Source organism: Bacillus sp. N13C7 (genome assembly GCF_026790065.1).
Taxonomy (GTDB): domain Bacteria; phylum Bacillota; class Bacilli; order Bacillales; family Bacillaceae; genus Bacillus.
This window is the reverse complement of record NZ_JALAMO010000020.1, coordinates 1-24,818: the sequence shown is the minus strand read 5'-3', so window position 1 is coordinate 24,818 and position 24,818 is coordinate 1. Positions and strand designations below refer to the sequence as shown.

Sequence of the window (24,818 nt, the reverse complement as noted above, 5' to 3'; positions counted from 1 at the left end):
AACGCTATTTTCAGTTTAGGCAACTAAAATCATTCAAATTCATTCAATAACTATCAAAATCTTTCACGTTTCTCCATATTAACGTATGTCTATAGGGTTTGTAAACTGTAAATTCGACAAAAATAAGGACAATTGTACGACATTTTCTTCTTATTTTAATGAAAAAAGTCTTTTATATTCATAGTAGAAATCACGAAACATAAAAAAACCTCATGCATATTGCATGAGGCTACTCGTAACGAAGCGCTTCAATCGGATCAAGCTTTGCCGCTTTATTTGCAGGAAGCATGCCGAAAACAACTCCAATGAGCATACTGAACAGCACGCCCCCGCATACAACCTGCCAGGATATGAGAGACGGCCAGCCCGCAATGGCTGAAACAAGCGAGGCTCCTCCATATCCGATTCCAATCCCAATCAGTCCGCCAATAAGCGTTAATACGACTGATTCAATTAAAAACTGAGTCAGAATCTGCCCCCTCGTCGCGCCGAGTGATTTTCTGATTCCGATCTCTCGCGTTCGTTCTGTGACTGATACGAGCATAATATTCATGACACCGATTCCGCCGACTAAAAGAGAGATGCCTGCAATTGAGCCGATTATCGTCGTCATAATCGCCGTTACTTTCCCAATCCCTGCCGCAATCTCTTCCATATTCATCACTTGATACGAATCCTCTGTCCCATGATTGTCATTTACCAGCTGTGCCGCTTCTTTTCCAGCTGTTTTTATGTTGTCCGCTGATTCGACTTGCAGCGATACGTTACTGAAATCACTTGTGCCAAAAGAGGATTTCATCATATTAAATGGCACATACATTTCACTTAAACCGAAAGAAAGCAAGCCTGTTTCTTTTTTCAGCACGCCTATAATTTCAACAGGCTGGCCGTTTATCCAGACTACTTCACCAAGAGGGGAGGTTTTATCAAACAGCTCTTCTGCCATCTTTTGAGAGATGACTCCGGCTCTTTTCCCTGCAATAAAATCATTGTCGGTGAAGGTTCTGCCGTTTTCGATTTCCAATGAATTTACATTCATATATCCATCGTTTATTCCATTTACCGTAACATCGGTTTCTTCCTCATGATAACGCGCTGTCATACTTTCAGAAGTAGAGGCAACGACTTGTTTGATGCCCTCGATCTCTTTTAAACCTTTAATATCGTTTTCCGTAAAAGTAGATTCTGCTACGGCGTTCGGATTGCTTGCAAGCTCCTCATCGCTTGGCATGTAGTACAGCTCCACCGTATTTCCCGGGCCGCTGATCGACTGCTTCAGCATTTGCTCGCCGCCCTGTCCTACTGCAACGACAATAATGACGGAGCCTACACCAATGATAATGCCAAGCATCGTTAAAATTGAACGCATTTTATGGGCAAGCACAGAGCTTAGAGCCATTCTGATGTTCTCTAACAGGCTCATTCTCCCACACTCCTTTGTCCGGAGCTGGCAGGAACAATGTTTCCGTCGCGCACCATGATGATCCGATTTGTGCAATCTGCAACTTCCGGCTCGTGAGTAACAAGAACGATTGTCGTTCCCTCGGCATTTAATGCTGTAAATTGATCCATAATCGCCGCGCTTGTTTTCGTATCCAGCGCACCGGTCGGTTCATCAGCTAAAATCAGCTTTGGCTCATTCACGATCGCCCTTGCAATCGCCACCCGCTGCTTCTGTCCGCCCGACAGCTCATTGGGCATGTGAAGCATTCGATCAGCTAACCCGACTTTTTCCAACGCCCTCTCAGCCCGCTCTTGACGTTCTTTTTTGCCTATCCCGGAATAAATCATCGGCAGCTCGACATTTTTTTTTGCGTTCAGCCGCGGAAGAAGCTGAAATTGCTGGAATACAAAACCGATGGACCGGTTACGGACTGCAGCCAGTTCTTTATCTTTATATGAAGAAATATCTTCACCGTCTAATTTATACGTGCCGGAAGTCGGCCGGTCAAGGCAGCCGATAATATTCATGATCGTCGATTTCCCTGATCCTGACGGCCCCATAATCGAAACATATTCCCCTTGATGGATGTCCAAATGAATAGAATGGAGAACATCAAATGTTTCCCTGCCAATCTGGTAGCTTTTACGCACATTAGAAAGCTGGATCATTTATGCTTTCACTTCCGTTCCATCGGTCACCTGATCAGAAGGATTCAAAATAACTTGATCATCTTGAGAAATACCCTCTTTAATTTCTGTCAGATCATCTGTTACTTCGCCGATTTTGACATCAACTCGTTTTGCTTTTCCATCTATTACTGTATACACATAATATTGATCATCTTCTTTTTTAACTGCCTTCGAAGGAAGCGTATTTGCTTTCCGCTTATCCGTTTCAATATTCATGATGAATTTAAAGCCTGGCTTTCCTTCTGGAAGCTTCCCTTTTATTTTCACTTGAAGCGGGTATTGGACCGCTTGTTCTGTTCCTTGTGCCGCAGTGTTTTCCTGCTGATCCGGAACAAGACCGACTGCGGAAACTGTACCTTTCCATGTTTTATCCTGAATAACATCTGAAGTGAGTGTAACCTTCTGGCCTTTTTTGACTTTCAGTGTATCGTATTCAGACAATTTCCCTGAGACGACAAGGTCTTTTGGGTTGCCGATATGTATAACAGGCTCTTGAATATCTGACTTTTTGGATGCCGCTTCTTGGTTGACGGAAATAACGGTGCCTTCAATTTCGCTTTTCACTTCAAGATCTGACACCCGATTGGCAAGTGACTGCCGCTGAAGCTCGGTTTGTTTTAATTCGATCTCAGCTGTTCTTTCCTGCATTTGAAGCTCCGTCCGTTCAGATTCAATTTGTTTTTCTGCTTCTTTTTTTCCAACCTGTTTTTCCAATTCTTTTTCTTTATTGTCTAACGCTTTTATCTTTTCTTGAATTTGGTCAATTTGAAGCCGGTTCGATTCAGCCGTTAACTGGTTCTGTTCTTTTTCCAGGCTCAGCTGCTCATTTGTATAGGTGACTAAAGGCGTGCCCTTTTTAACTTTATCGCCTTCCTTCACTTTAATCTCTTCTAATGTCCCTTTATCCGCTTCATAAAACACATACTGTTCATTTGAAAATTTAAGTGTGCCGGGAACCATGACCGTTGTTGAGATTTCGTTTTCTTCGAGGCTTCCCGTCTGTATCTTCTGGCCGGTGCTGCCGCTTGTCGGCGCGGCAGACCGATATATATTTATGCCAATAAAAAGAGCGACTAAAACGGCGATTCCAATTCCGATCCAAACTTTTTTCATGAATTTATGCACCCGCCACAGTATTGATTAAACCTGAAAAGAACGAAAAGGCAACCAAAATGCCGAAAAGAACAATGACTGAAATCCATCCTGCTTTTTTTGAGATGCCGCCTGTTTTGTGGAGTCCGATTGCTAATAATACATAGCTCCATATGCTGAATATCTCAAAGGTGTTCAACACGCTGGCGAGAGCTCCATCTGACGGGATAATCCCTGCCAGTGACGTCGTGCTGTAAAGAGGATTTGCGTCAGTCGTAAAAGCAACAATTCCGTTAATCAATAATCCAAGACTGCTAATCAAAGAGACAAATAGACCGAGAGAAAGCATTTTTTTGTATGACGTAACCCCGCCTGATATTTTTACACAGAGCCAATAAATAAGAGGGGCAATAAATAACGCTGCGATACCGCCGAAAATAGCGCCTGCCATTCCTCCAAATTTGGTTATTGTTTCGACAGTTTCCATTTGTTCAGCTGATAACCCTTGCGTGTCCCCGCTTTTCAAAAGTTCACTGTAATCCGTACCAAGTGATTGCAATACAGCGCCAACGATGATAATCACTGCAACAATAAAAAACGGACCCCATACAACCGGTCTCTCTCTTATTCTTTCAAACTGAACGGCCGGACTTGTGATTACTCCGAAAAGTGATGGCTTTTCAGTTGCCATCCCGCTGTTTTTTTCTACATTTGTTTCCATTTCAAAACCTCCTTAGGAATATCTAACAAGTAGTACGAGACGGGGATCAAAAAGTTTCATGTTTTTCTAATAAATTTCCAAAAGCCTTAATTATATCACTGAAGGCTTTTTATATTATTCTATCGCTGTGCTGTACTGCGCTTTCACAAGTCCTGCATAGATGCCTCCTTTGGCAAGCAGCTGTTCATGGTTTCCTTCTTCCATTTTCTTGCCGTGATCAAGAACGATGATGCGGTCGGCGTCGCGGATCGTGGACAATCTGTGGGCGATCATCACTGCTGTACGCCCTTTTAGCAATGTTTTTAGAGCCTGCTGAATTTTCACCTCCGTCTCTGTATCAATGCTTGCCGTTGCTTCGTCGAGAATGATAATAGCTGGATCGGCCAGCAATGCTCTCGCAAAGGAAATAAGCTGGCGCTGTCCGGCAGACAGTACGCTGCCCCTTTCCTCCACCTCTGTTTTGTAGCCTTCTGCTAAACCAGATATAAACTCATCAGCTCCGACCGCTTGGGCTGCTTTCATCACCTCTTCGTCTGAAGCATCCGGCCGTCCAAAACGAATATTTTCCATGATGGTCCCGGAGAAAATAAATGTATCTTGCAGCACAATGCTGATCTGAGAGCGCAAACTGGCAAGAGAAAGATCCTGAATCGGAATGCCGTCGATTTTAATGGTTCCTCCAGTGGCGTCATAAAAACGGCTGATTAAATTGGCGATCGTCGTTTTCCCGCTTCCCGTATGTCCGACAAGAGCAAGCGTTGAGCCTGCCGGAATAGTGAAGGATACAGCGTGAAGAGCTTTTCGTTTTTCATCATACGAAAATTCAACCTCTTCAAAACAGATCTCTCCATTTATCGTTTTTTTATGAATAGCATCCGGCTTCTCCTTGACATTTGGCTGTTCGTCCAGAAACTCAAAAATCCGCTCAGATGATGCCATCCCCATTAACAGCTGGTTGTAGACCTGGCCCAGTCTCGAAATAGGTTCCCAAAACATGCCCAGATAGAAGGCAAAAGAAACAAAGACGCCAATTGTGATGGTTTCATTCATGATGAGTGTGGCGCCATACCAAATCAAAACAGCCGTTCCAATCGCATTTGTCATTTCTACAAGCGGACGGAACATGGCATTTTTTCTTGTCGCATCCCGCCAAGATTGATAGTTCTCTTGATTAACGCCGTCAAAATACGCCATGTTCTCTTCTTCCTGCGTAAATGCCTGTGTAACACGGATGCCCTGAATGCTTTCATTTAAATGAGAATTCAGCTTTGATTGCTTTAGACGCACCGTTTGCCAGGAGCGGCGTATGTTTTTCCTTAAACTTGTTGAAATAAAAAACATAATCGGCAGTGTCACCATAATGGCTAGGGTCAGCTCAGGACTCAGCGTAAACAAAATGATGATAACGCCGGCCAGAAGCAGCAAGTCGGTCAATAAGTTGATGACTCCGCTAGTAAAGAGCTCCTGAAGAGAGTTAATATCATTCATAATCCTGACCAAGATCGAGCCTGCCGACCGCTGATCAAAAAATCGGTGGGATAAATGCTGCACATGGGTAAATAAATGCTGCCGCAAATCGTAAATCACATGCTGGCCAAGCTGATTCATCCATCTGATTCTTAACACATTGGCAGCATAATTCAGGACATATAATCCGCTGATAATGAAAATGAGCTGGGTCAGCAGCTCCGAGTTTCTCGCTGTAATGGCTTGATCGAGAACATAAACGCCGATCAGAATGGGAATCACAAGCTTCACAGCAGTCCCAATCAATACGGTGAGAAAAGCAAGCGGCAAAATTGTTTTCCGATATGGTTTGACATAGCTCAGCAGCCGCCACATTTGAGCCCAGTTAAACGGCTTTTCAATGATTTCATCTGAAGAATAAGAGAAACGCTCCAAAATCCCCTGTTTTTTTGCTTGTTTCATATGGCCCTCCCTATCCGACCTGATGCGGCTCATTGATCATTTTGACATCACGGTATTGCAGATCGTAAATCTTTTTATAATAGCCTTCTTTTTCAAGAAGGTCCTGATGTGTTCCCCTTTCACGTATGCGCCCTTTATCAAAAACAAGAATCTCATCGGCGTGTTTCAGTGAAGAAATACGGTGAGCGATGATAAAGGTTGTGCGGTTTTTCATAACTTCTTTTAAGGCAAGCTGTATGCTGTGCTCTGTTTGCATATCTACTGCGCTCGTGGCGTCATCCAATATTAAAATGCCTGGGTTCAAACAGATGGCTCTCGCAATGGCAATACGCTGTTTCTGTCCGCCGGAAAGCCCCATTCCCCTCTCTCCAAGCATGGTGTCATATCCGTCAGGAAGCTCCATAATAAAGTCGTGAGCCTGCGCCCTTTTTGCCGCTTCGATGATGTCCTCCATTGAGGCATCCGGCCTCCCGTACGAAATGTTGGATCGAATTGTAGATGAAAACAGAAAAGATTCTTGAAGTACAACACCGATATTGGAGCGAAGGGTTTTTAACGAATAATCTGTGATGTGTTTATGATCAATGGTAATCATTCCGCCAACAGGGCTGTAGAATCTGGTGAGGAGCTGTGTCACTGAGCTTTTGCCTGAACCTGTCGGGCCCAATAGTCCGATTACCTTCCCGCTGCTTGCCTCAAAGCTTACATTGCACAGCGCGTTTGTTTGTTCTTTTCCGTACGCAAGAGAAACATTTTTAAAATGGATATCTCCGGTTAATTTTTGTTTATGCAAAGCATGAGGATGATCTGTGATGTCTTCTTCTTTTTCGAGAATCTCGAGCAGGCGTTCCCCTGATGCCTTTGCTTGAGAGAACATATTGATGACAAAGCCTAAGTTCATAATCGGCCACATCATATAATTGACAAGGCTGAAGAAAGCGACAAGCTCACCGGGATTAAGCTGATTTTGCATAACCAAGTAGCCGCCGTATGAGAGGAGAGCTACAATACTAATGTTCCCGATAAACTCCATTAAAGGGAAATACGCAGACCAGATGGATGATGTTTGTAAATATTGCGCTCTGTATTCCGTATTGGCTTTATTGAAAGTACTGATTTGGAAATCTTCTCTGGAAAGAGATTTAACCGTATTGATGCCGCTGATATTTTCCTGCACTTTTGTATTGAGCTTCGCAAATGATTTGCGGATGCCTCTGAAGGCGGGGTGGACTCTTTTGTCAAACTGATAGACTGCAACAGCGAGAAATGGCAGAACAGCGATTGTCACAAGTGTAAGCGGAACAGAATAGTAAAACATGACCGACAGGCTGATGGCGACCAGCAGGCCGAATCGAATGAGCTCAGCGAGGCCATATGATAAGAAAAAACGAAGCCCTTCAACATCTGCTGTCAGCCTGGACATCAAATCACCTGTTTTTGCATTATCATAATAAGAAAAGGAAAGCCTCTGCAGTTTTTCATACAGGCCATTTCTAAGCCGATAAACGGATTTGATCCCGAACATATCACCTAAATATTGATGAAAAAAAGTAGCAGTTCCTTTCAGTGCCATCACCGCAATAAATCCAAAACTGACCCATGCTGCAAGCTGGTACTTCCTCCCCAGCACGATTTCATCAATCGTGATTTGCAGGATAATCGGATAAACGACAGTAATTGCAGTCATCAAAAGCATGGCCAGCAGCGACCACATAAACACCTTTCTGTACGGCCAATAAAACATTTTTAATCTTTTAAATGTCTCCATATCCAGCACCTTTCTCGTTTATATCTTCTTTACTATATCGATACCCGAAATAAATTTCTATTGTTTTTCAAAAATTCAGTCTAATGTTAGAGTGAGTCTCTTACTTTATAGGGAGTCCCTTATGTAAAATAAACGCTTACAGAAAATCATTGTATGCTGGGAGTACTTGGGGATATGCGAATGAAGCACAAAAAACCCGGGCGGCTGAGTGCCGCCCGGGTTTTCATCCTCCGCTGACCGGCGGAATGATGGCTACCGTGTCACCTGAAGATACAGAAGTATTTTCCTTTACATAGCTTTCGTTAACGGCAATCATAGCAGTATCAATGGATGATAGGCCGTGTTGTTCTTTTAGACTCGCTTTTATTTCGTCTGTAGTTGCTTGTTCCATATCTAATTCTAACGCTTGTTTGCCAGCCTGTTCAGCAAGCCCTGCAAATAAAAGAATTTTAATCATGCTGCTCTCCCCCGCTTAGATCTGGTTTTCCGTTCGGATAAGCTGTTGTTTCAAGCTGATCGCCGATCCATTGCTCACCGTCTTCCCAAATTTCTTTTTTCCAAATCGGCACGATCTGTTTTATTCGTTCGATCGCATACTCATTGGCTTCATATGCAGCCTTTCGATGAGGAGAAGATACAGCGATCACGACCGCTGCTTCACCGATATCAAGCACGCCTATACGGTGCGTGATCGCAGCTGAAGCACCTTCCCATTTATCTTCGATTTCAGCACCGATTTGAGCCAGCATCTGCACAGCCATCGGTTCATATGCCTCATATTCCAGCCGAACCGTTCTTTTTCCGTTTGTCCATTCCCGAACCGTGCCAATAAATGTGGTAATCGCCCCTGCTTCCCGTTTCTCCACTTTTTTGATGATGTCTTCAGTATTAATGGGTGTTGTCGTAATCTCAAACCGTTCCATTATGCAGATTCCCCCTTCAGCTGTGAAAGCACAAAATCCACGGCAACCGGATCGTCCGCATGAAAAACGGGTAACCCCGGGTGCTCTGTCATATGCTCTTTTTTTCTATAGATGATGGCGATTGTATTTACTGCCTGCAGTGCTTCTAGATCTTCCTTTTTGCTTAGTATAATGACTTTAGGATAAGAGGCTTTCTTAAAGCCTTCAATCAAAAGGCAGTCTGTTTCGAGAAACCGATATAGCTCGATCAGCTGCGGCAAATCCCAATTGCGGCGGGCAGTCAGCTGTAACACACCAGCACCTTCTACTGCTGTCACACCAGCACCTGCCGCTCGATAACGGTCAGTGTCTTTTCCTTCAGTGAACGTCTGCGGTTCACCGCCGTGACCGTGGTGCTTTAGACAGCCTAAATTGAGCCCCTCTTCAAAAGCTTTTTTAAGAATACGCTCAATAAACGTTGTTTTCCCGCTGTTTTGAAATCCTACAACTTGGACGATCGGGAAAGGACAGACCAAGGCCACTCACTTCCATTCTCTTCTCTGATGAGCAGCACTTGAACCGTCCTGCCTGATTCATACCCTCTCGTGCCGCCCGGCAGAATGATAAACGCATTTGCTTCTGCAAGTGACGTGACGGAGCTGGATTTATCTAATCCGACGGGTGCCGCCAACAGTTTTCCTTCCTGATGATACACGAAAGCACGAACAAATCGGGTAAATGGGTTCGGCTTTGGAAAATCCTTGGTCAAAACGGCCTCCGCACAAATCGAATGCGGTTTTTCATTGAGAAGCCATGTCTGGATCATCGGTTTGACAAACAGTTCAAAGCCGACATAGCATGCCGACGGATTACCCGAAAGGCCAAACAGCAGCATATCGTTTGCATGCGCCACCGTCGTCACGCTGCCCGGGCGCATGGCTACTTTATTAAACAGCACGTCCGCTCCGAGTTTTTCATAGATCGCAGGCAAAAAGTCAAAATCACCCACTGACACGCCGCCGGTTGTAATCAGGAAATCAACTTTTTTTATCGCCTCTTTGACCGCGGCAAAGCTTTTATCCAGATCATCAGAAATTTTTCCTAAATAAAGCGGCAATCCGCCTGCTTCTATCACTTGCGCATACACCATACTGGCATTGCTGTTGCGGATTTTCCCCGGCTCCAGCGGATCACTGACATTCAGCAATTCGGTACCGGTTGCGATAATCCCGACAACAGGTTTTCTCACAACAGGCACAGACGCGTATCCGAAGGTTGCCAAAAGCGCAGTCACTCCCGGTGTCACCCGGGTGCCCTTTCTCAATAAAACACTCCCTTTTTGAGCGTCTTCACCAGTTTTTGAAATATTATCTCCCGTCTGGAAGCGGCGTTTTAAAGTCATAAACGCTTGTCCGTTCTCCTCAAAGGTTTGAGTCAGCTCAATCATGACGACAGCATCTGCTCCTTCAGGGATTTGCGCGCCAGTCATAATCCGCACGGCCTGAAACGGGCCAAGTTCTTTTTCAGATACAGCCCCCGCTCCTATATGGTCAATAACCTCAAACCGAACTGGGTTCTCACGTGAAGCTTTAGCCGTATCGCACGCTCTGACAGCAAAACCGTCGTATGGCGAACGGTCAAACGCGGGTACGTGGTGATCTGCTGTTACATCTTCAGCTAAACATCGATGGAGGCTGTCTTCAAGCGCCACCCATTCTGTTTCCCCTTGTTTTTGAAAATGGCTGACACGCCGAACTGCCTCGTCCACCGGTATCGGTGTTCTTTTCTCCAGCATTCTGACCCCTCCTGTTGTTACAATCCAATTACTCTTGCCAACACGGAATTGGCTTCCTTCACATCATTTGTTCCATGCACAAGCGCCCGTCCGTCATTGAAAATGACGATTCTGAAATCTTCGTAAAAAATATGCAGCAAAAACGCATTGGCCTCAACCTTGCCGATTGTTTTCAGCCGCTTGATAAGCTCCTGTTTCGGAATTCTTTTTAATGATTCCGACCTTACCTGAACTGTATCACGGCCGCACAGTACAGCGGCTTTGGGTGTGTTCCAGTCTTGGAGATAAGGATAAACCGCATGTGCTCCGCAAGACGGGCAATCCTCACGGCGTACATGATCAACGTTAATCTTCATATGTGAGTTGTTCCAGACATCGAATGTCACAAAACCTCGCTGTACGGCGTCTGTTTGGCCGGTTAACAGCTTTAAAGCCTCAGCCTGCTGATAGGCAGACACGATATGCACAGCAGGCGGAATAATGCCGGCCGTATCACACGTCGCCCCGCCGACAGGAATTTGCTCAAACAGACAGGATAGACAAGGGGTTTCTCCCGGCATAATCGTCATGAACATCCCCTGACTGCTTACACAAGCGCCATAGACCCACGGTGTCTTTGTTTTCTGGGCTAGATCATTGATCAGCATGCGGGTTTCAAAATTATCTGTCGCGTCGAGCACGACATCTGCCTTTTCAATCAGCGGCTCAAGCGTTTCGGCTGTTCCTTCGGCAACATGCGCCTCAATATGTATTCCGCTGTTAATGGCAGATAGATGCTCTTTAGCAGCCATAGCTTTCGGCATACGGAGCTTGGCATCGCTTTCGTTATAAAGCTGCTGCCTTTGCAGGTTGCTCCACTCCACATAGTCACGGTCAATAATGGTAATGGTACCGACCCCAGCTCTCGAAAGCCCTTCAGCACCTGCAGTCCCAAGCGCCCCAGCTCCGACAACCAGCACATGGCTGTCTCCCAGTTTTTTCTGGCCTACTTCGCCTATTTGCTTAAATCTGATTTGCCGTGAATAACGCTCCTCCATCAAACTGTTCTCCTTATCTTTTATGTCATCTTAACATGTTTTTGCCCCCTCAGTCCCATCTGAAGGAGTCCGTTTTTTCTTCCAAACAGTTAAAATCATCCCGTGTATTAATGTTGATAAACTCAGCCGGATTTGCCCCAATTTCTTCAGCCTGTATATAACGAACTGAAATTCGGCCTAAAAAATCTGATATTCTTAATCTCTTCTCAGAAAGCTGATCATATAGAATGGGCATGATTCTTTTATGGTAAATTGCAATCAATGGCTGCTCTCGTCCGTCTGAAACCGGGACGACCGCATCTGTTCCGTCAGTCATCAGACGCTTGAGCTCCAGCATGGTCCTTCTTTGTATCAGTGGCGTGTCACAGGAAAGAACAGTATAAAGATCACCGTCTGTCTTTTTAAAAGCGGTATATATACCAGCCAAAGGCCCCATTCCTTGAAACGGCTCAGCATCTGGATACACTTCGGTTTCGCCATTTTCTTGAAATCTATCAATAAACTCAGGACGGCTGATGATAACCGCATGTTCTCCAAGCGCCATTTTAGCCCATTCGTAAAACATCCTGCCTCTCCAATTCACAAACGCCTTCGGTTCTCCGAAGCGTCGTGAGGCTCCTCCTGCCAGCAGTACATTGATCTGCTCCATATCATCTCACCTCTAGTTCGTTAAAAGCATAGCAAAAGCAAGGCCCCGACGCCACTGCTTGTCTGTTTATTAAAGAGGAATAGCTGTTCAGTATTTGCATATTGTAGTGTTAACATCATGAGGGAGTTGGTTCGAATGAAAAGATCAGGTCCTTTTTTCCACGACGTGTCTCAGGAGAACCTATATTTAAAATCAGAGCTATCAAGATGCCATAAGCTTATTGCCGAACTTGAAGCAAGCTACTTCCATCAGAAAAATAACAAACTGCTCAAAGAAAATAACGATATGAAAGAAAAACTCCAGCAGTTGTCTGCCGAATTAACACAAATGTCAACGAAAGAAAAAAACGCCTCCCACACCAGCCAAACCCTGCACCACATAAGAGCTGAGCTGCTTGATAAAATCGTTGCTTTGCAGGAGCTTCTTTCTGCAGAAACCTACAAACGCAAAGCCGAAATTGAAGAAAAACATAAGCTTTATATAGCTAAAATCAAAATTGAAGAAGAAAATAAAAATTTGCATAAACGAATCAGCCAGCTTCAGGCCTCTATTAAGCAGGAACAAGACGCGCTGCTTCAGGCAAAACAGCAAACCGAAATGATTAAAGACGAAAACGGCCGTCTAAAAGAGCAAATGGTAGAAAAAGAATATCAGCTAAAACATATTAAAATAGAAGTTGACCATATGAAAGATCGAATTATAGAAACGAAAGAAAGACTGCTCGAAATAGAAAAAACGAAAGAAAAATTATTTCACGAAACTATTATATCGTATAAACGCCAGCTTGATGAAAGCGATGCCTGGATTGCTTCTCATTTTGCCGATATTGATGGCGGCACGAAACAAAAAGAAAAAACGGCAGAAGAAGCTCCAGCGGTCTTCACGCAGCCAAACCATGTAGAAACCATACTTGAAGATGTCACCCAACAGATACATGCGCTTCAAAAGCAGCTCGCCCGCGCCCAATCAACTGATCAGGCCATGAGCCATAAAATCGAAGAACTGAAAAACAGAGCTGCTGAAGAAAAGCCTTATCAAAAGTGGGTGTATAAGCTTAATCTCGAGAAAGAAAACAAATCTTCACATAAAAAACCTCAATAAAAAACTGCTTGAGCATCATGCCAAGCAGTTTTTCTGTAATGTTTATTCATCAGCTGATTCTGCAGATTCAGTTGATTCGATTTCGCCCTCTAAAATGTACTGGCCGCGATACGGCTTTTTCACTTCCGGGTACATTTTAATTAAGCTTTGCATAAACGTTGTCATATTAGGGATTTCAAGACCGCTTTCTTTTTCAATCTCTTTTTGAAGCTCCGAGCTCTTAATCGCCGCGTTGTGGCGTTTTAACGTTTTAATAGCAGCTTCACGCAGCTTAGCTGCTTTTGATCCCGGTCTTGCCGTTCCTCTTCTTCTTCGTGTTGATCCGTCTGGTATACCGGCAGGAAGAGAGGAAATTGATTGAAGCTGAGGCTGGACGGACTGCTGCTGTGACTGCGGCTGATAGCTTCTGATTTCCTGAGCCGCAAGCTCAGCGAGAACCGGCAGAGAGTCCGTTTTTCTTTCAGAACGGAAATCCTTTTTGATTTCGGAAGGGCTTCCATTTCTGTCCAGCTCTCTTAACTTTGCGTATATTTTATCACGTTCGATTTGATATTCACGAATGACTTTCACTTCAGCTTCATTTAATTGTTCTAACCGCAAGCGCAAAGCTTCTCTTTCATTAAACATTCCTCAATGTACCCCCTATCAGAATTAACATCTTTATTAAGATATTAGATTACAAAAGTAATTTTATCAACTATTATTTTAGCATTTTACTATTATATTTACTCTATGAAAAATTCCTTATTTTCTGAAAATGTTTTATTTTTCAAAAGAGTCCTTTATTCACAAGGGATCAAAGGTCTTTCAAATTGAATTGGTATAATGTTGAAAATATATATTTTACTTACTTCTTTAATGAAATTTAGTGTAATATCTACAATTTTCGAGTTCTGGAATATGAAATATATCTAATTTTGAAGAAAAACATAAAAAAATAGCGTTTATTTAGCCCCTTAAGCAGGAAAATCCACATATCTTATATCCAAATTTGGAAAAATAAGCCTCTTACTCTTCTGCGATTGCTTTCTTGTACAAATAAAAAAACCCGATGGGATCAGGTTTTTTTACGAAAAACTATTCTGTTGCCTGTTCTGTTTCAGCAAGAACGCGGTTGACACGTTTTTCAAGCATTTTCATTCCGCTACCCCCAGCTTGGAAGTGACGGAGCTGTCCTGTTTGATCAAACACATAGTATGCAGGCACATATTCATTTTCAAATGCATCGGTTAAAGCATGATCACTGTCGACAAAAATCGGCTGAGTGATGTCGTGTTCATCTGCTACTTCTTTAATTTTTTCGAGATCAAGATCATCTTCGGAACGGGGCATATGCACAGCTACAACATTCAGTTGCTCTTTATATTTATCACGAAATTCATTCACTTGCGGCATCGCTTCTTTGCACAAGTGGCAACTGATGGACCAGAAATGAATAAGCGTCGGCTTTTCTCCGATCAATTGCTCTCTTGTTACTTCACCATTCAACCAAGCTTTTTCCCCAGTCAATTCAGGCATGGGCTGACGTAATTTCATTGCTTTTCCCTCCTATTAAACAGAAAGGCCTAACGAATATGTTAGACCGTTTTTCGTTCTAGAAAGTATTAAAGTGTTTTTTGGCCTGGCTTCCAGTTGGCCGGGCAAAGTCCGCCAGTTTGCAGCGCTTGAAGAACACGAAGCGTTTCATCAACATCACGGCCAATGTTGTTATGGAAAACAGTCTGATATTGGAGCTCGCCTTCAGGATTGATAATAAACAATCCCCGCAGGGCCACACCTTCCTCTTCGATTAATACGCCATATTCACGGGATACCTCATGGTTTGTATCGGCAGCAAGCGGATATTTCAGCTGGCCAAGACCGTTTTCTTTTCGGTCAGTATGAATCCACGCCAAATGAGTATGGATTGTATCAGTAGAAACCCCGATGACTTCTGCATCAAGATCTTCGAATTCGTCATAGCGGTCAGACATAGCAGTAATTTCCGTCGGACAAACAAAAGTGAAGTCCATTGGATAGAAGAACAGTACTGTCCATTTGTCGTTTTTCATGTTTTCCTCAAGACTTACTTTGCCAAATTCTTTACTTGCAAGGACTGCTTCCATTTCAAAACGAGGAGCCTGTTTACCTACCATACGTTCTGCCATATGTATCCCTCCAATTGATAGTTTGGCTTAAATGCCGGATCCGCATGAAAATAAAGGATGATTATCCATTTTCCGTTAATAGCATCACAATGCCCATTATATAGGAGCAGATTTCCCGAGTCAATTTTTAACAAATTATACATGTCTTTGGCTTCGACAATTTTGAATAAAACGTTTAACATATTCTTGTATAGGGTAATGAATGTCAACATTCAGCAATCATTACAGAAAAGGAGCTCCAACATGGATTTTATTAAACAATACGATTGGGCGGGATTGATTACAAATGCCGGTGTTCTGCTCATTAAACTTGTCATAATGATATTGCTCTATTTTATTGTTCGATCATTAGGCATGAAAATCATTAAACACCTGTTTGCAAAATTCGAAGAGCAGAACAGCTTGTCTATCGGACGTGCACATACCCTGCGAAGCCTGACTCTTAACATATTTGCTTACATATTGATTTTCATATTCTTCGTCATGGTTCTTGATTTATTTCATTACGATCCAAGCGCTCTTTTAGCGGGAGCAGGAATCGTAGGACTGGCTGTCGGATTTGGTGCCCAAGGGCTTGTCAGCGACATCGTGACAGGTTTTTTTATTTTGCTTGAAAAACAATTGGATGTCGGAGATTATATTACGGTTTCTACCTTTAACGGAATTGTCGAGCAGGTTGGCTTAAGGACAACTCAAATCCGCAGCTTTGATGGAACACTTCATTACATCCCAAACAGAAACATTACAAACGTAAGCAATCATTCCCGGGGAACCATGCAGGCTCTGGTTGATATTGAAGTGCCGGCTGAAAGAGACATTGATGAAATGATTCATATTTTACAGCAAGTATGTGATGAAACGGCAGCCGCTCTTCCCCAAATAAAAGAAGGCCCAAATGTCATCGGGATTCAAGAACTGGGAACTTCTGAAATTGTGATCAGAGTCATCGCCAAAACAGAAAATATGGAACAGTGGCGGGTCGAGCGAGTGCTGAAAAAAGAAATAAAAACCGCGCTTGACCGCGCTTTTCCGAAAGAAACAGAATAAATAAAAGAACCGAAGCTGTTTGCTTCGGTTTTTCATTTACTGAATTCTGCTTTCAACTTCACTGCAAATTTCTTCAGCAGTCATCCCGGAAGCTGTAATGACAGGTGCTTGTGTTACCGTATCGGCTATCCCTTGCACATTATTATCAAGACCTGTTACGACACAGCAGTCACAGCCTTTTGCATCGGCAGGGCTTTTCATCATTACAACGTCATAACCTTTTTCTTTTAATGCAGCTTCTACATCTGATAACGATTGCTCAATTCCAATTTTTTTAGCCATTATTGAACACCTCCGTTTATTAGAGTGTTCAATTCATGGAATTTTATTCTTTCATTTGTACTTAATTGGCATAAACAGAAAAATAACCTGTCATCACGTTAACCGCTGTTTCTATCGCATTTTCATCAGGGTTCAGCTTTGCGTGATGAAGCCCATGTTCAGAATCAGCGCCAAGCCAGAACATGAAGCCGGGATATTTTTTCAGCATGTAGCCAAAATCCTCTCCAGTCATTGCTTCTTTTGCTTCTATTACTGTTGCCAGTTGATGTTCAGCAACAAAAGACATAAATTCTTCTGTCAGGCCGCTCGTATTATAAACTTGGTGATACACAGAAGGATATGTGACTTTTCCTTTGCAGCGGAACCCGATTTCGATTCCTTTCACTATATCCTCAATCCGTTCCTTTACCTTCTTCATTGATTCTTCAGAAAGCGTGCGGATCGTGCCTTCCAGATGAGCTGTTTGCGCAATGATATTTTGCGCTGAACCGCCGGTAATGGTACCAACCGTAATAACGGCACTGTCAAGCGGATCTGTGTTTCTAGAGATGATCGTTTGCAGCTGGGTGACAAGTGTGCTTGCCGCTACAACCATATCCTCTGCTAAGTGCGGATAGGCTGCATGTCCCCCTTTTCCTTCCAGATCGATGACAAGCTCTGAGGTATTCGCAAAAAGGAGGCCGCTTTTTGTTGAGATCGTGCCTACAGGCAGCTCCGGAGCAATATGCAGTGCCGTGATGAAATCAGGCTGCCACTTTTTTAGTACATCGCTCTCAAGCATAGGTTCAGCACCGCCAGGCCCTTCCTCTGCCGGCTGAAACAGAAAGAGCAAATCATGTTTGACCGGATGGTGAACAAAATGGTCAATAATGCCGAGTGCAATCGTCATATGCAAATCGTGTCCGCAGGCATGCATGTTGCCGTGATGCTCTGATGCGAATGGAAGACCTGTCTGCTCTTCAATGGAAAGTGCGTCGATATCCGCTCTGTACGCCAGCATTTTTTCTGGCGCCGTCCCGTTCACCTTTACAAAAAGCCCTGTTCGCCATTTCTCAATTTCAATTCTGTCTTGCGGATATTGTTTCAAGACATTTAATAAATACTGCTGGGTTTTGAACTCCTGAAATCCAAGCTCCGGTATACGGTGCAGATCTCTGCGGATTGCGATGAGCTCCTCTTTCTTCATTTTCATTCCTCCTGCTATACGAATAAGGCGTGGATATATTATCCACGCCTTTTATCAAACCATTCCTTACAGCTGGCGTAATTCCTGCTTGATTTCCGTTTTGCCTTTTGTTTTCTCATCAATGTCTTTGATTTTTTTAGCAGGTGTTCCTGCAACAACAGTGTAAGGCTCAACATCGTTTACTACAATCGCTCCCGCAGCAACAACGGCTCCTTTACCTACTGTTACGCCTTCAAGCACAACAGCATTTGCGCCGATTACAACGTCGTCTTCAATGACAACCGGTTTAGCGGATGGCGGCTCAATAACGCCGGCAAGTACTGAACCCGCGCCAATATGGCAGTTTTTTCCTACCGTAGCTCGTCCGCCCAAAACAACGTTCATATCAATCATCGTACCTTCGCCGATGACTGAACCGATATTGATAGAAGCACCCATCATGATGACTGCGTTATCGCCGATTTCAACTTGGTCGCGGATGATTGCGCCAGGCTCGATACGCGCTTTGATATTTTTAAGATCCAGCGTTGGAATCGCAGAATTGCGGCGGTCATTTTCAACCACATAGTCTTCGATTTTGCTTTGATTTTCTTCAATTGCTGTTTGAATTTCGCTCCATTCACCGAAAACAACACCAGTGTTTCCGTTGATAAAAGCTTTCGCAGATTCGCCGAAATTGATTCCTTCCAGCTCACCCTTCACGTAAACCTTAACAGGTGTAGATTTTGTACTATTTTGAATAAATGAAATAATTTCATTTGCGTCCATCATTTTCATATGTATAGTCCTCCTCCTGATTTTCTACCTCATTACTGTATCAAAGGAGAGATGCAAAGACAAGAAAAAAAGGAACAGCCGCTTTAGCAGTTCCCATTGGGTGATCAGACAACGCACCCGCTTTTCTTTGCGAATTGTCTCCCGAACTCCATTAATTCTTCCTCTTCTTCACCTTCTGGATTATTTTCGATTTTCACCGAAGGCAGCACAATCTCGCCTCCCCGTTCTTTTATTTTCGCTTCGAGCGTATCAACCGCTCCGCAGAAAAATTCATATGCTGTATCACCGGAACCGAATGCAGCGCATGTCTTTCCGGAAAAATCAATCTCATCCATGTCTTCAGCAATGTCTAAAAATTCATCAGGCAGGTCTCCGTCGCCCCACGTATAGGTTCCCATAATGATATGGTCATAATCGTTAAATAGCTGTGCATCATCAATATCCAACGCTTCGTAACGGTCCACTTCCGCTTCCGCCTCCTGAAGCCCCTTCTCAATCAAATCTGCCATTGCTTCCGTGTTGCCTGACATTGTTGCATAAACGAGCAAAATCTTCCCCAATTTAATACTCCTCCTCTAATGTATCATTGCTGAAACTTCGTACGGCTGGACAAATTTACATTCATACAAGCCTGCACAAAAGAAGTTCTCTTTCTGATTGGCCACTCTCCATCCATGCCCCTTAATGGTATCGAACCATGTTAACGAACGAGCTTCGAGATCAGCCTGGTAAATCATCGAATAACCATTTTCATCTTGCGTTGTGGTGACATATATAATTCCATCATCCTCAGAAACATCAAGAAATGATTCTTCTTTTCTGATCGTGCTGGATTGTATGGTGAATTCTTCATCAGTTAATATATTTCGTACAGTGACAGCACCGTGCTTTCCTTTCACAGAACCCATCGTCGCCACCAGCCAATGTTCATCGAACACAATCATGGATGCCGTCATCCTGTTTATTTCTTTCTTAACGATTTGGACAGTGTCACGTGTAAAGTCGTAAGCCCAAATGCCACCAAAACATTCGTGTATTTGCGTGCCAATGAAAAGACTGCTGCCGTGCAGGCACAACGAACGGATAACAGGCGGGTTATTAAATTCGGCAAAAGGTTTTATGACGCGCCATGAAACCCCAAAGTTATCCGATACATAAATGCAGTGCCTGCCGTGGGCGCAGACAAATCCGTCTTTCCGGCCGGTAATCGCCCACACTGTTGCATTTGTCGGAAAGCTCGACATCGTCCAGGTTTTTCCTTCGTCAGACGAGCGAATGACCGTTCCCTTCTCACCGACGCCAAATAAGTACGGCCCTATGTAGCTGATGCAATGAATTTTGCTTTTCAACCGAAAAAGCTTTTTCCAGCCATGCTCCAAAGAATAGTGGAAAATACCTTCTCTTTGTACTGCCACAAAATAACCTGAACATGCTGATGCCGTGACAGCAGTGGCTCCTTTATGAAACATGGCTTTTTTCCTTATTTATATAATCTGCCCATGCAAGAAACCCTCTTGCAAACGCTCTGCAGCTTTCTACATCTTCATCTGTTTCAGGCGCGAGTTCGATTTTTAATGTTTCCTGGTAAACAGCAGCTCCCGTCTCTTGCAGCATGGCACTGAACAAGTTGACCGCTTCACAAAACTTTGGATAAGAATAATCACCAGATCCAAAGCACGCTGTTTTTAAGCCATTAAGCTGAAGCTGTTTGACCTCTTCAAAAAAATCCTCCGCTTCGTAAGGCAAATCGCCGTCGCCCCATGTATACGTGCCAATCAGCACATAATCATAGGATGTCAGAGCAGACACATCTGCATCATCTATCTCAACACAATCGATATCCAACTTATATTCCTGAAGCGTATCTCTTATAATCGCAGCAATGTCTTCTGTATTTCCCGACATGCTGGCATATGTAATCAAGGCTTTCGCCATGGTATCACCTCACCAATTGATAATGATTTTCAATATCATATGTATCACTTTAAATGATAATGATTTTCATTGTCAATATATAAATAAAAAAAGACAGCACATCGCTGTCTTTAAAATGGATTTTCCTGATCCAGCATATCCTTTATCACTTGAACAAAAGCTTGAACTTGCTTCAGTTCAAAGGCAGGTTCATAGCCTAATAGCCATGTATCCCGTCCGATTGGTTGCTCCTTTGTGTCTAACAGAGGCATTTTATTGACTTTATCTTCGTTTTGCAAAGTAACAGACGGCAAAATGGCATAACCAATTCCGTGCAGCGCCATCTGTTTGCACGTTTCAATCTGATCAACCAATATTGTCTGTTTTGGCGACGTTTTAAATTTTTGATGCCACCAGTGCTGTATTTCCTGAAAATACGTGCTGTCGCTTTTAAATTGGATAAACGGCCGTTCTGTATGGGCGATGTCCTCAATGCAGTAAATTTCGGTGTCCACTAAATACAGGTGATCTGTCATTAAGTAATCTTTACGGCCCTTCCACTCAGGGTTGCCTCTAATAATGCCGATATGTACCTGGTCTTCATATAAGCTTTTCAGCATTTCGCTGCTCCATCCGGTAATGAGCGAGACCTTTGCATTCGGATACTTTTCCACATACGTTTTCAGGACTTTAGGAAGCCAATGCTGGCCGATGATGGAAGCGACAGCAAGCTTCAATGTGCCGTGAATTTCCCCTTCAAGCTCGTCAATATTTTCTCTTATTCTTTCTTGCTCTAACGTCACATCATTCGCAAACTGAATGATTTTCTCACCGGCCGGCGTTACCGTTAAACCTTTTTGGGATCTTAAAAAGATTTTTGTGCCCCACGCCTTTTCAATCGTTTGTAAGCGCTGAGATAAAGCCGGCTGGGAGACAAAAAGCCGTTCCGCCGCCTTTCTCATATTTAATTCTTCAGCTAAAACTACGAGCATATGAAGCTCTTGAAGCTGCATGTCGTCCTCCTTTTTATGATCAATAAGTTTTTCTTATCTCCCATTCTAATAAAATTTTTGTTTCTGTTTCAAGCCCTATTCTGGTTTAACTTATGTATGCGCTTTCTTTGTTGCTCTGCCAATATAATAAAAATAGGCCGTGAAGCCTACTTATTCAATGAGCGTATATGCTTATTTAATTCCTTTAGTACCACTCTTCTTGTAAAAATCCCTTCAAACACCTGCTCGTCATTTTCAACACAGACAAATCCATTATTAATGACCATGCTGAACCCCTTCATAATTGGATCATTTATATGCAGACGCGGAATATCAGTCACCATGACTTCCTCGACCGTAATCTGGTCAAGCTTTTCAAACTCAATTCGCTCAAGCCCGAAAATACTGTTCATGATCATATTTGTACCGATTAAGCCATGTAAACGATAGGAAGCATCAAGAACTGGAATAGCAGTGTATCCGGTTTTTGTCAGCACTAATAATGCGTGCTCAAGATTGTTGCCGACTTGAACGTGCGCTACTTTATCCGCCTCAATCATAAATTGTCCGACTGTTGCCTCAAGAAGCTGGTCTGATTGTAAGCTTATCATGTTTTCGACCCCTTTTCATTTTCATCAACAATACATTCCCTATATTACAATAATATAAACTTTATCAGTATTTGTCGAAAAGTTTCCATTCAATAAAAAAGATACTCTTTGTCCGAGTATCAATTATAGGGCGTTCCATTAATTTTCAAATCGAAATCGGTCGTAAAGCGTTACAAGTTTTTTGTAGGTGGTTCCGTCAACGTTTTTGGTACCTGTCTCTATATCGTTGATCTCACTGCTTAAAAGCTCGATGGCATACTCATGGTTGATCAGGATATTCAGCAGAAGTTTTTGTTCTTCTTCTGTAAATCGTTCACCGATAAGACTCATTCGCAATCAGGCCCCCTGTTTTATACTGAATACCTCTGAAAGCAAGATAGCTTACTTTCAGCTCTACCGCTAGAATAAGTAATCAGAAAACAAACGTCAACCGCATAATTCGACATTTCCCTTGGCTTTTCAGCCGGAATTATTTTGTGAAACGATTTGCATAGCTGAAGGCAGTGTATGAATCCGGTTTTATTTTTGCCTCAATCCCCATGGAAGTGATACGTCCTGTCATTTCTTGAATCAGTTCTTTTGTAAGGCCTTTTTTCCCAATATCCAAGTGAACCTCAAAGGTAAGATCCGCCCCCTCACCGGTAAAGGGCAGGAGCAGATCGGTAATATCCATTAAGTGCCCATCAAGAATATGAGCGGCCGTTTCTTGGCTGTACGCCGTTTCTAACGAAATCTTCTCCCGAAGGCTATGTATGGGTCTGTCGACTGCATGATTTTTCAAACAGCCCCAAGCTCCCTTGCCGGTACGGTGCAAATGCAATGCGGTAATAAACTTTGTGTAATCGCGGTAGACCTGTGAATCGGTTCCGATCGATAACACATAGGAAGAACGGGGGTCCTTTCGAACAAAGGCTTTAAGCCGTTCCATCACATCTTGAAAGGTCATCTCTGCTTCTGAAAGATTATAAAACAGAAAAGAATCAGCCATGACGACACTCCTTTTCAAGGATTTACAACCATGAAACAAGTATGTTCCTTATCGTTTCAATTACTTTTTGCAAAAGCGGAAGCTTGTTCGCCCTTTTTCAGGAATCTTACTGAAGAAGTTCAAAGATTTCGATGGAAACCATGTCGATATTATCAAACGGATATGTGTTAGGTTTTTCGCCTTTTTGGAAAACCGTCAGTTCAAACGTTTGATTCTTTTCGAAATATTTAACACTGCATATTTTTTCACCATTTACTTCGAAATAACGCTGCATTGGCTCGTTAGCCGCTTCCGCTGTTTCTTGCAGACTTTGCAGCCGTGTGATGATACCCATTAATTGTGACATTCTAAAAAAAGACTCCTTTCAAAAAGCAACTTCAAATCAACAAGTATTTATTATAATACAAGTTCTATTGAGCATCATACCATAAAGTCGGACAGGATGGCATTTTCACTGCTGAATTTAAGAAAAGAAAAAAAGTGAAAAAACGTTTTTTTTTATTAGTTTGAGGCTTTTTTTGAATGTCATACACACAATTATGATTTTTTTGAGATGCCTGCAGAGTCAAGAAGCTGTTTTGCAATTTTATCAAAATCCTCTTTTGAAATTCCTGGTGCAAATTCCTCCGGCACTTCTCTGAAATCTGGCATCGGCGCTCTCTTTACACATGAAGCTCACTGCCGTCAATCGGATGCTCGCCCTTCCATATTTTATTGATATCCTTGTAATCTGTATTGCTGAAGGTATACAGCTTCGTATGAGATTGCCCTGCTCTTCACATTTAATGTTTGTTGTCAAGATTCGGGATCGGCAGCATTTTGCCGATATTGGCGCCTGTCGCAATGTCAAGCGCCTTCGCATATGCCACGATATCAATGCCGCCCTGCACGAGCAAATATCCGACCATTTCTCTGGCCACCGGGTGATCAGTCATTTCATACACTCTCATTTTATGAGTTCGGGCACCGCATCCTGGGAAAAAGTTATGAATCGAATCCAGCACCAGATTTCCGCTGTTAAACACATTTTCTCCGGTCCAGGCTTTTCCCATTGAATCAAATGGATAAGACGTTTTAGCTATTTCTGCTGGGCGTTTCATTTGTTTTTTGCATCCCGCATCGGTGTTGCATCGGGATCGCCTTTAAAAAGTCGACCCTGTCAGCATTAAAGATTAGATACAAGTTCAACATGGCCGAACTCCTCAGCAGTCATACTGGATACGAGATTTAAAACGTTTTTAATTTTCTCTTGCTTCGAAAGTTAAAGGACTGGAACATGTAATTATTCAGAGTGGACATCTCACCAAATTTGCCGCCTAATAGCTCTTGCACTTCCGTTGCCGCATTGGGATCCGGGTGTTCAGGCGAGATCAATGAACAGTCTGTTGCTTCTTTTAAACATTTTTGTTCCTCCTAGCGTTCAGTGTTCTTCACTAGTAAGGTTTATTGTTTCATTGGATTGTCTTATGCTCTGGCAAATAAAAAAACTTGGCGGGGGTAGCGCCAAGCTTTTTCGGATCTTGATCTGATAGAGGGGTTGGGGAACAGAGAGTAGCTTCTCTCTATAATTAAATGATAATGATTCTCAGTATCAATGTCAATTGTTTTTTGATGTTTTTTTCAATTTATAAAAAAACGGCTATTCAGCCGCCAGGCTGTCGAGAAAATCTCGACAGCCTTTATTTTTTCTTAAAATATCCATTCTCCTGTAATAAAATAAAAGAAAGACTTCAAAAGGACGGTGTCT

General features: G+C 43.0%; 28 protein-coding genes and 1 pseudogene. 2 read left to right on the top strand and 27 right to left on the bottom strand.

Translation table 11 applies throughout. From position 1 onward, the window contains the following. Positions 1-229 precede the first annotated feature (229 nt). From skiZ to MOB98_RS18475, 12 genes are all read right to left on the bottom strand, one after another. Complete coding sequence (skiZ, locus tag MOB98_RS18530) at positions 230-1,423, bottom strand: sporulation-delaying-protein transporter subunit SkiZ (protein WP_268361101.1); 1,194 nt, start codon at positions 1,421-1,423, stop codon at positions 230-232. Continuing rightward, complete coding sequence (yknY, locus tag MOB98_RS18525; protein WP_003238881.1) at positions 1,420-2,112, bottom strand: ABC transporter ATP-binding protein YknY; 693 nt, start codon at positions 2,110-2,112, stop codon at positions 1,420-1,422. The genes skiZ and yknY overlap by 4 nt, the downstream gene beginning before the upstream one ends. Then, on the bottom strand, positions 2,113-3,246 hold the full coding sequence (locus MOB98_RS18520) for an efflux RND transporter periplasmic adaptor subunit (protein ID WP_268361100.1): 1,134 nt from the start codon (positions 3,244-3,246) through the stop codon (positions 2,113-2,115). A 4-nt stretch (positions 3,247-3,250) separates the two neighbouring features. Beyond that, a complete protein-coding gene (gene yknW / locus MOB98_RS18515; protein ID WP_268361098.1) occupies positions 3,251-3,946 on the bottom strand; it encodes a toxin SDP protection protein YknW in 696 nt (231 codons plus the stop codon). A 114-nt stretch (positions 3,947-4,060) separates the two neighbouring features. Next, positions 4,061-5,875: an ABC transporter ATP-binding protein gene (locus MOB98_RS18510; protein WP_268361096.1), complete on the bottom strand. Its 1,815-nt coding sequence runs from the start codon at positions 5,873-5,875 to the stop codon at positions 4,061-4,063. Positions 5,876-5,885: 10 nt separating this feature from the next. Next, complete coding sequence (locus tag MOB98_RS18505; RefSeq protein WP_268361095.1) at positions 5,886-7,643, bottom strand: ABC transporter ATP-binding protein; 1,758 nt, start codon at positions 7,641-7,643, stop codon at positions 5,886-5,888. Positions 7,644-7,866: 223 nt separating this feature from the next. Further along, positions 7,867-8,100, bottom strand: a complete 234-nt coding sequence (moaD, locus tag MOB98_RS18500; protein WP_268361094.1) for a molybdopterin converting factor subunit 1 — start codon at positions 8,098-8,100, stop codon at positions 7,867-7,869. Then, a complete protein-coding gene (locus MOB98_RS18495; protein WP_268361093.1) occupies positions 8,093-8,566 on the bottom strand; it encodes a molybdenum cofactor biosynthesis protein MoaE in 474 nt (157 codons plus the stop codon). Before MOB98_RS18495 ends, moaD begins: the two co-directional genes overlap by 8 nt. Next, entirely contained in the window at positions 8,566-9,087 is a 522-nt protein-coding gene (gene mobB, locus MOB98_RS18490) for a molybdopterin-guanine dinucleotide biosynthesis protein B (protein ID WP_268361091.1), read from the bottom strand. The genes MOB98_RS18495 and mobB overlap by 1 nt, the downstream gene beginning before the upstream one ends. Then, a complete protein-coding gene (gene glp / locus MOB98_RS18485; RefSeq protein WP_268361089.1) occupies positions 9,048-10,340 on the bottom strand; it encodes a gephyrin-like molybdotransferase Glp in 1,293 nt (430 codons plus the stop codon). The genes mobB and glp overlap by 40 nt, the downstream gene beginning before the upstream one ends. Positions 10,341-10,357: 17 nt before the next feature. After that, positions 10,358-11,377, bottom strand: coding sequence for a MoeB/ThiF family adenylyltransferase (locus MOB98_RS18480; RefSeq protein WP_268361086.1), 1,020 nt, complete (start codon positions 11,375-11,377; stop codon positions 10,358-10,360). A gap of 49 nt (positions 11,378-11,426) precedes the next feature. Further along, positions 11,427-12,026, bottom strand: coding sequence for a molybdenum cofactor guanylyltransferase (locus MOB98_RS18475; RefSeq protein WP_268361085.1), 600 nt, complete (start codon positions 12,024-12,026; stop codon positions 11,427-11,429). A 135-nt stretch (positions 12,027-12,161) separates the two neighbouring features. Here MOB98_RS18475 and MOB98_RS18470 point away from each other — a divergent pair, with 135 nt between their 5' ends. After that, positions 12,162-13,127 carry a sporulation protein gene (locus MOB98_RS18470; protein WP_268361084.1) on the top strand — a complete coding sequence of 322 codons (966 nt, stop codon included), beginning with the start codon at positions 12,162-12,164 and terminating at the stop codon, positions 13,125-13,127. 42 nt (positions 13,128-13,169) lie between these two features. Here MOB98_RS18470 and rok read toward each other — a convergent pair whose 3' ends face one another. From rok to ahpA, 3 genes are all read right to left on the bottom strand, one after another. Continuing rightward, entirely contained in the window at positions 13,170-13,754 is a 585-nt protein-coding gene (rok, locus tag MOB98_RS18465) for a transcriptional regulator Rok (protein WP_268361082.1), read from the bottom strand. A 450-nt stretch (positions 13,755-14,204) separates the two neighbouring features. Further along, the gene (ykuV, locus tag MOB98_RS18460; protein ID WP_268361080.1) at positions 14,205-14,663 is read right to left on the bottom strand and encodes a thiol-disulfide oxidoreductase YkuV; all 459 of its coding nucleotides are present in this window, start codon (positions 14,661-14,663) and stop codon (positions 14,205-14,207) included. A 68-nt stretch (positions 14,664-14,731) separates the two neighbouring features. Next, a complete protein-coding gene (ahpA, locus tag MOB98_RS18455; protein WP_268361079.1) occupies positions 14,732-15,274 on the bottom strand; it encodes a biofilm-specific peroxidase AhpA in 543 nt (180 codons plus the stop codon). A gap of 243 nt (positions 15,275-15,517) precedes the next feature. Between ahpA and mscT the strand changes: the two genes are divergently transcribed. After that, complete coding sequence (mscT, locus tag MOB98_RS18450) at positions 15,518-16,321, top strand: small-conductance mechanosensitive channel protein MscT (protein ID WP_268361078.1); 804 nt, start codon at positions 15,518-15,520, stop codon at positions 16,319-16,321. A 36-nt stretch (positions 16,322-16,357) separates the two neighbouring features. Here the strand turns inward: mscT and MOB98_RS18445 are convergent, their stop codons facing one another. The 12 genes and pseudogenes from MOB98_RS18445 to MOB98_RS18390 all read right to left on the bottom strand — a co-directional run bounded on the left by MOB98_RS18445 (position 16,358) and on the right by MOB98_RS18390 (position 24,473). Continuing rightward, the gene (locus MOB98_RS18445) at positions 16,358-16,603 is read right to left on the bottom strand and encodes a YkuS family protein (protein ID WP_003238909.1); all 246 of its coding nucleotides are present in this window, start codon (positions 16,601-16,603) and stop codon (positions 16,358-16,360) included. Positions 16,604-16,664: 61 nt separating this feature from the next. Beyond that, complete coding sequence (locus MOB98_RS18440; protein ID WP_268361077.1) at positions 16,665-17,789, bottom strand: N-acetyldiaminopimelate deacetylase; 1,125 nt, start codon at positions 17,787-17,789, stop codon at positions 16,665-16,667. A 66-nt stretch (positions 17,790-17,855) separates the two neighbouring features. Beyond that, positions 17,856-18,566 (bottom strand): 2,3,4,5-tetrahydropyridine-2,6-dicarboxylate N-acetyltransferase, encoded by a 711-nt coding sequence (gene dapD / locus MOB98_RS18435; RefSeq protein WP_003238912.1) that lies wholly within the window; start codon positions 18,564-18,566, stop codon positions 17,856-17,858. Between the two features lie 104 nt (positions 18,567-18,670). Continuing rightward, positions 18,671-19,126 carry a flavodoxin gene (locus tag MOB98_RS18430; protein WP_268361076.1) on the bottom strand — a complete coding sequence of 152 codons (456 nt, stop codon included), beginning with the start codon at positions 19,124-19,126 and terminating at the stop codon, positions 18,671-18,673. Positions 19,127-19,141: 15 nt separating this feature from the next. Beyond that, positions 19,142-20,035: an exo-alpha-sialidase gene (locus MOB98_RS18425; protein ID WP_268361075.1), complete on the bottom strand. Its 894-nt coding sequence runs from the start codon at positions 20,033-20,035 to the stop codon at positions 19,142-19,144. After that, on the bottom strand, positions 20,025-20,501 hold the full coding sequence (locus MOB98_RS18420) for a flavodoxin (protein ID WP_268361074.1): 477 nt from the start codon (positions 20,499-20,501) through the stop codon (positions 20,025-20,027). Before MOB98_RS18420 ends, MOB98_RS18425 begins: the two co-directional genes overlap by 11 nt. Positions 20,502-20,611: 110 nt before the next feature. Then, entirely contained in the window at positions 20,612-21,493 is an 882-nt protein-coding gene (ccpC, locus tag MOB98_RS18415) for a transcriptional regulator CcpC (protein ID WP_268361072.1), read from the bottom strand. A 146-nt stretch (positions 21,494-21,639) separates the two neighbouring features. Next, positions 21,640-22,083, bottom strand: coding sequence for a cyclic-di-AMP-binding protein CbpB (gene cbpB, locus MOB98_RS18410; protein WP_268361071.1), 444 nt, complete (start codon positions 22,081-22,083; stop codon positions 21,640-21,642). A gap of 138 nt (positions 22,084-22,221) precedes the next feature. Beyond that, entirely contained in the window at positions 22,222-22,419 is a 198-nt protein-coding gene (gene abbA, locus MOB98_RS18405) for an AbrB antirepressor AbbA (RefSeq protein WP_010886502.1), read from the bottom strand. A gap of 133 nt (positions 22,420-22,552) precedes the next feature. Next, positions 22,553-23,071, bottom strand: a complete 519-nt coding sequence (locus tag MOB98_RS18400) for a ribonuclease H-like YkuK family protein (protein WP_268361070.1) — start codon at positions 23,069-23,071, stop codon at positions 22,553-22,555. A gap of 106 nt (positions 23,072-23,177) precedes the next feature. Next, the gene (locus MOB98_RS18395; RefSeq protein WP_003218671.1) at positions 23,178-23,417 is read right to left on the bottom strand and encodes a YkuJ family protein; all 240 of its coding nucleotides are present in this window, start codon (positions 23,415-23,417) and stop codon (positions 23,178-23,180) included. Between the two features lie 191 nt (positions 23,418-23,608). Continuing rightward, a pseudogene (locus MOB98_RS18390) lies at positions 23,609-24,473 on the bottom strand (manganese catalase family protein). Positions 24,474-24,818 lie beyond the last annotated feature (345 nt).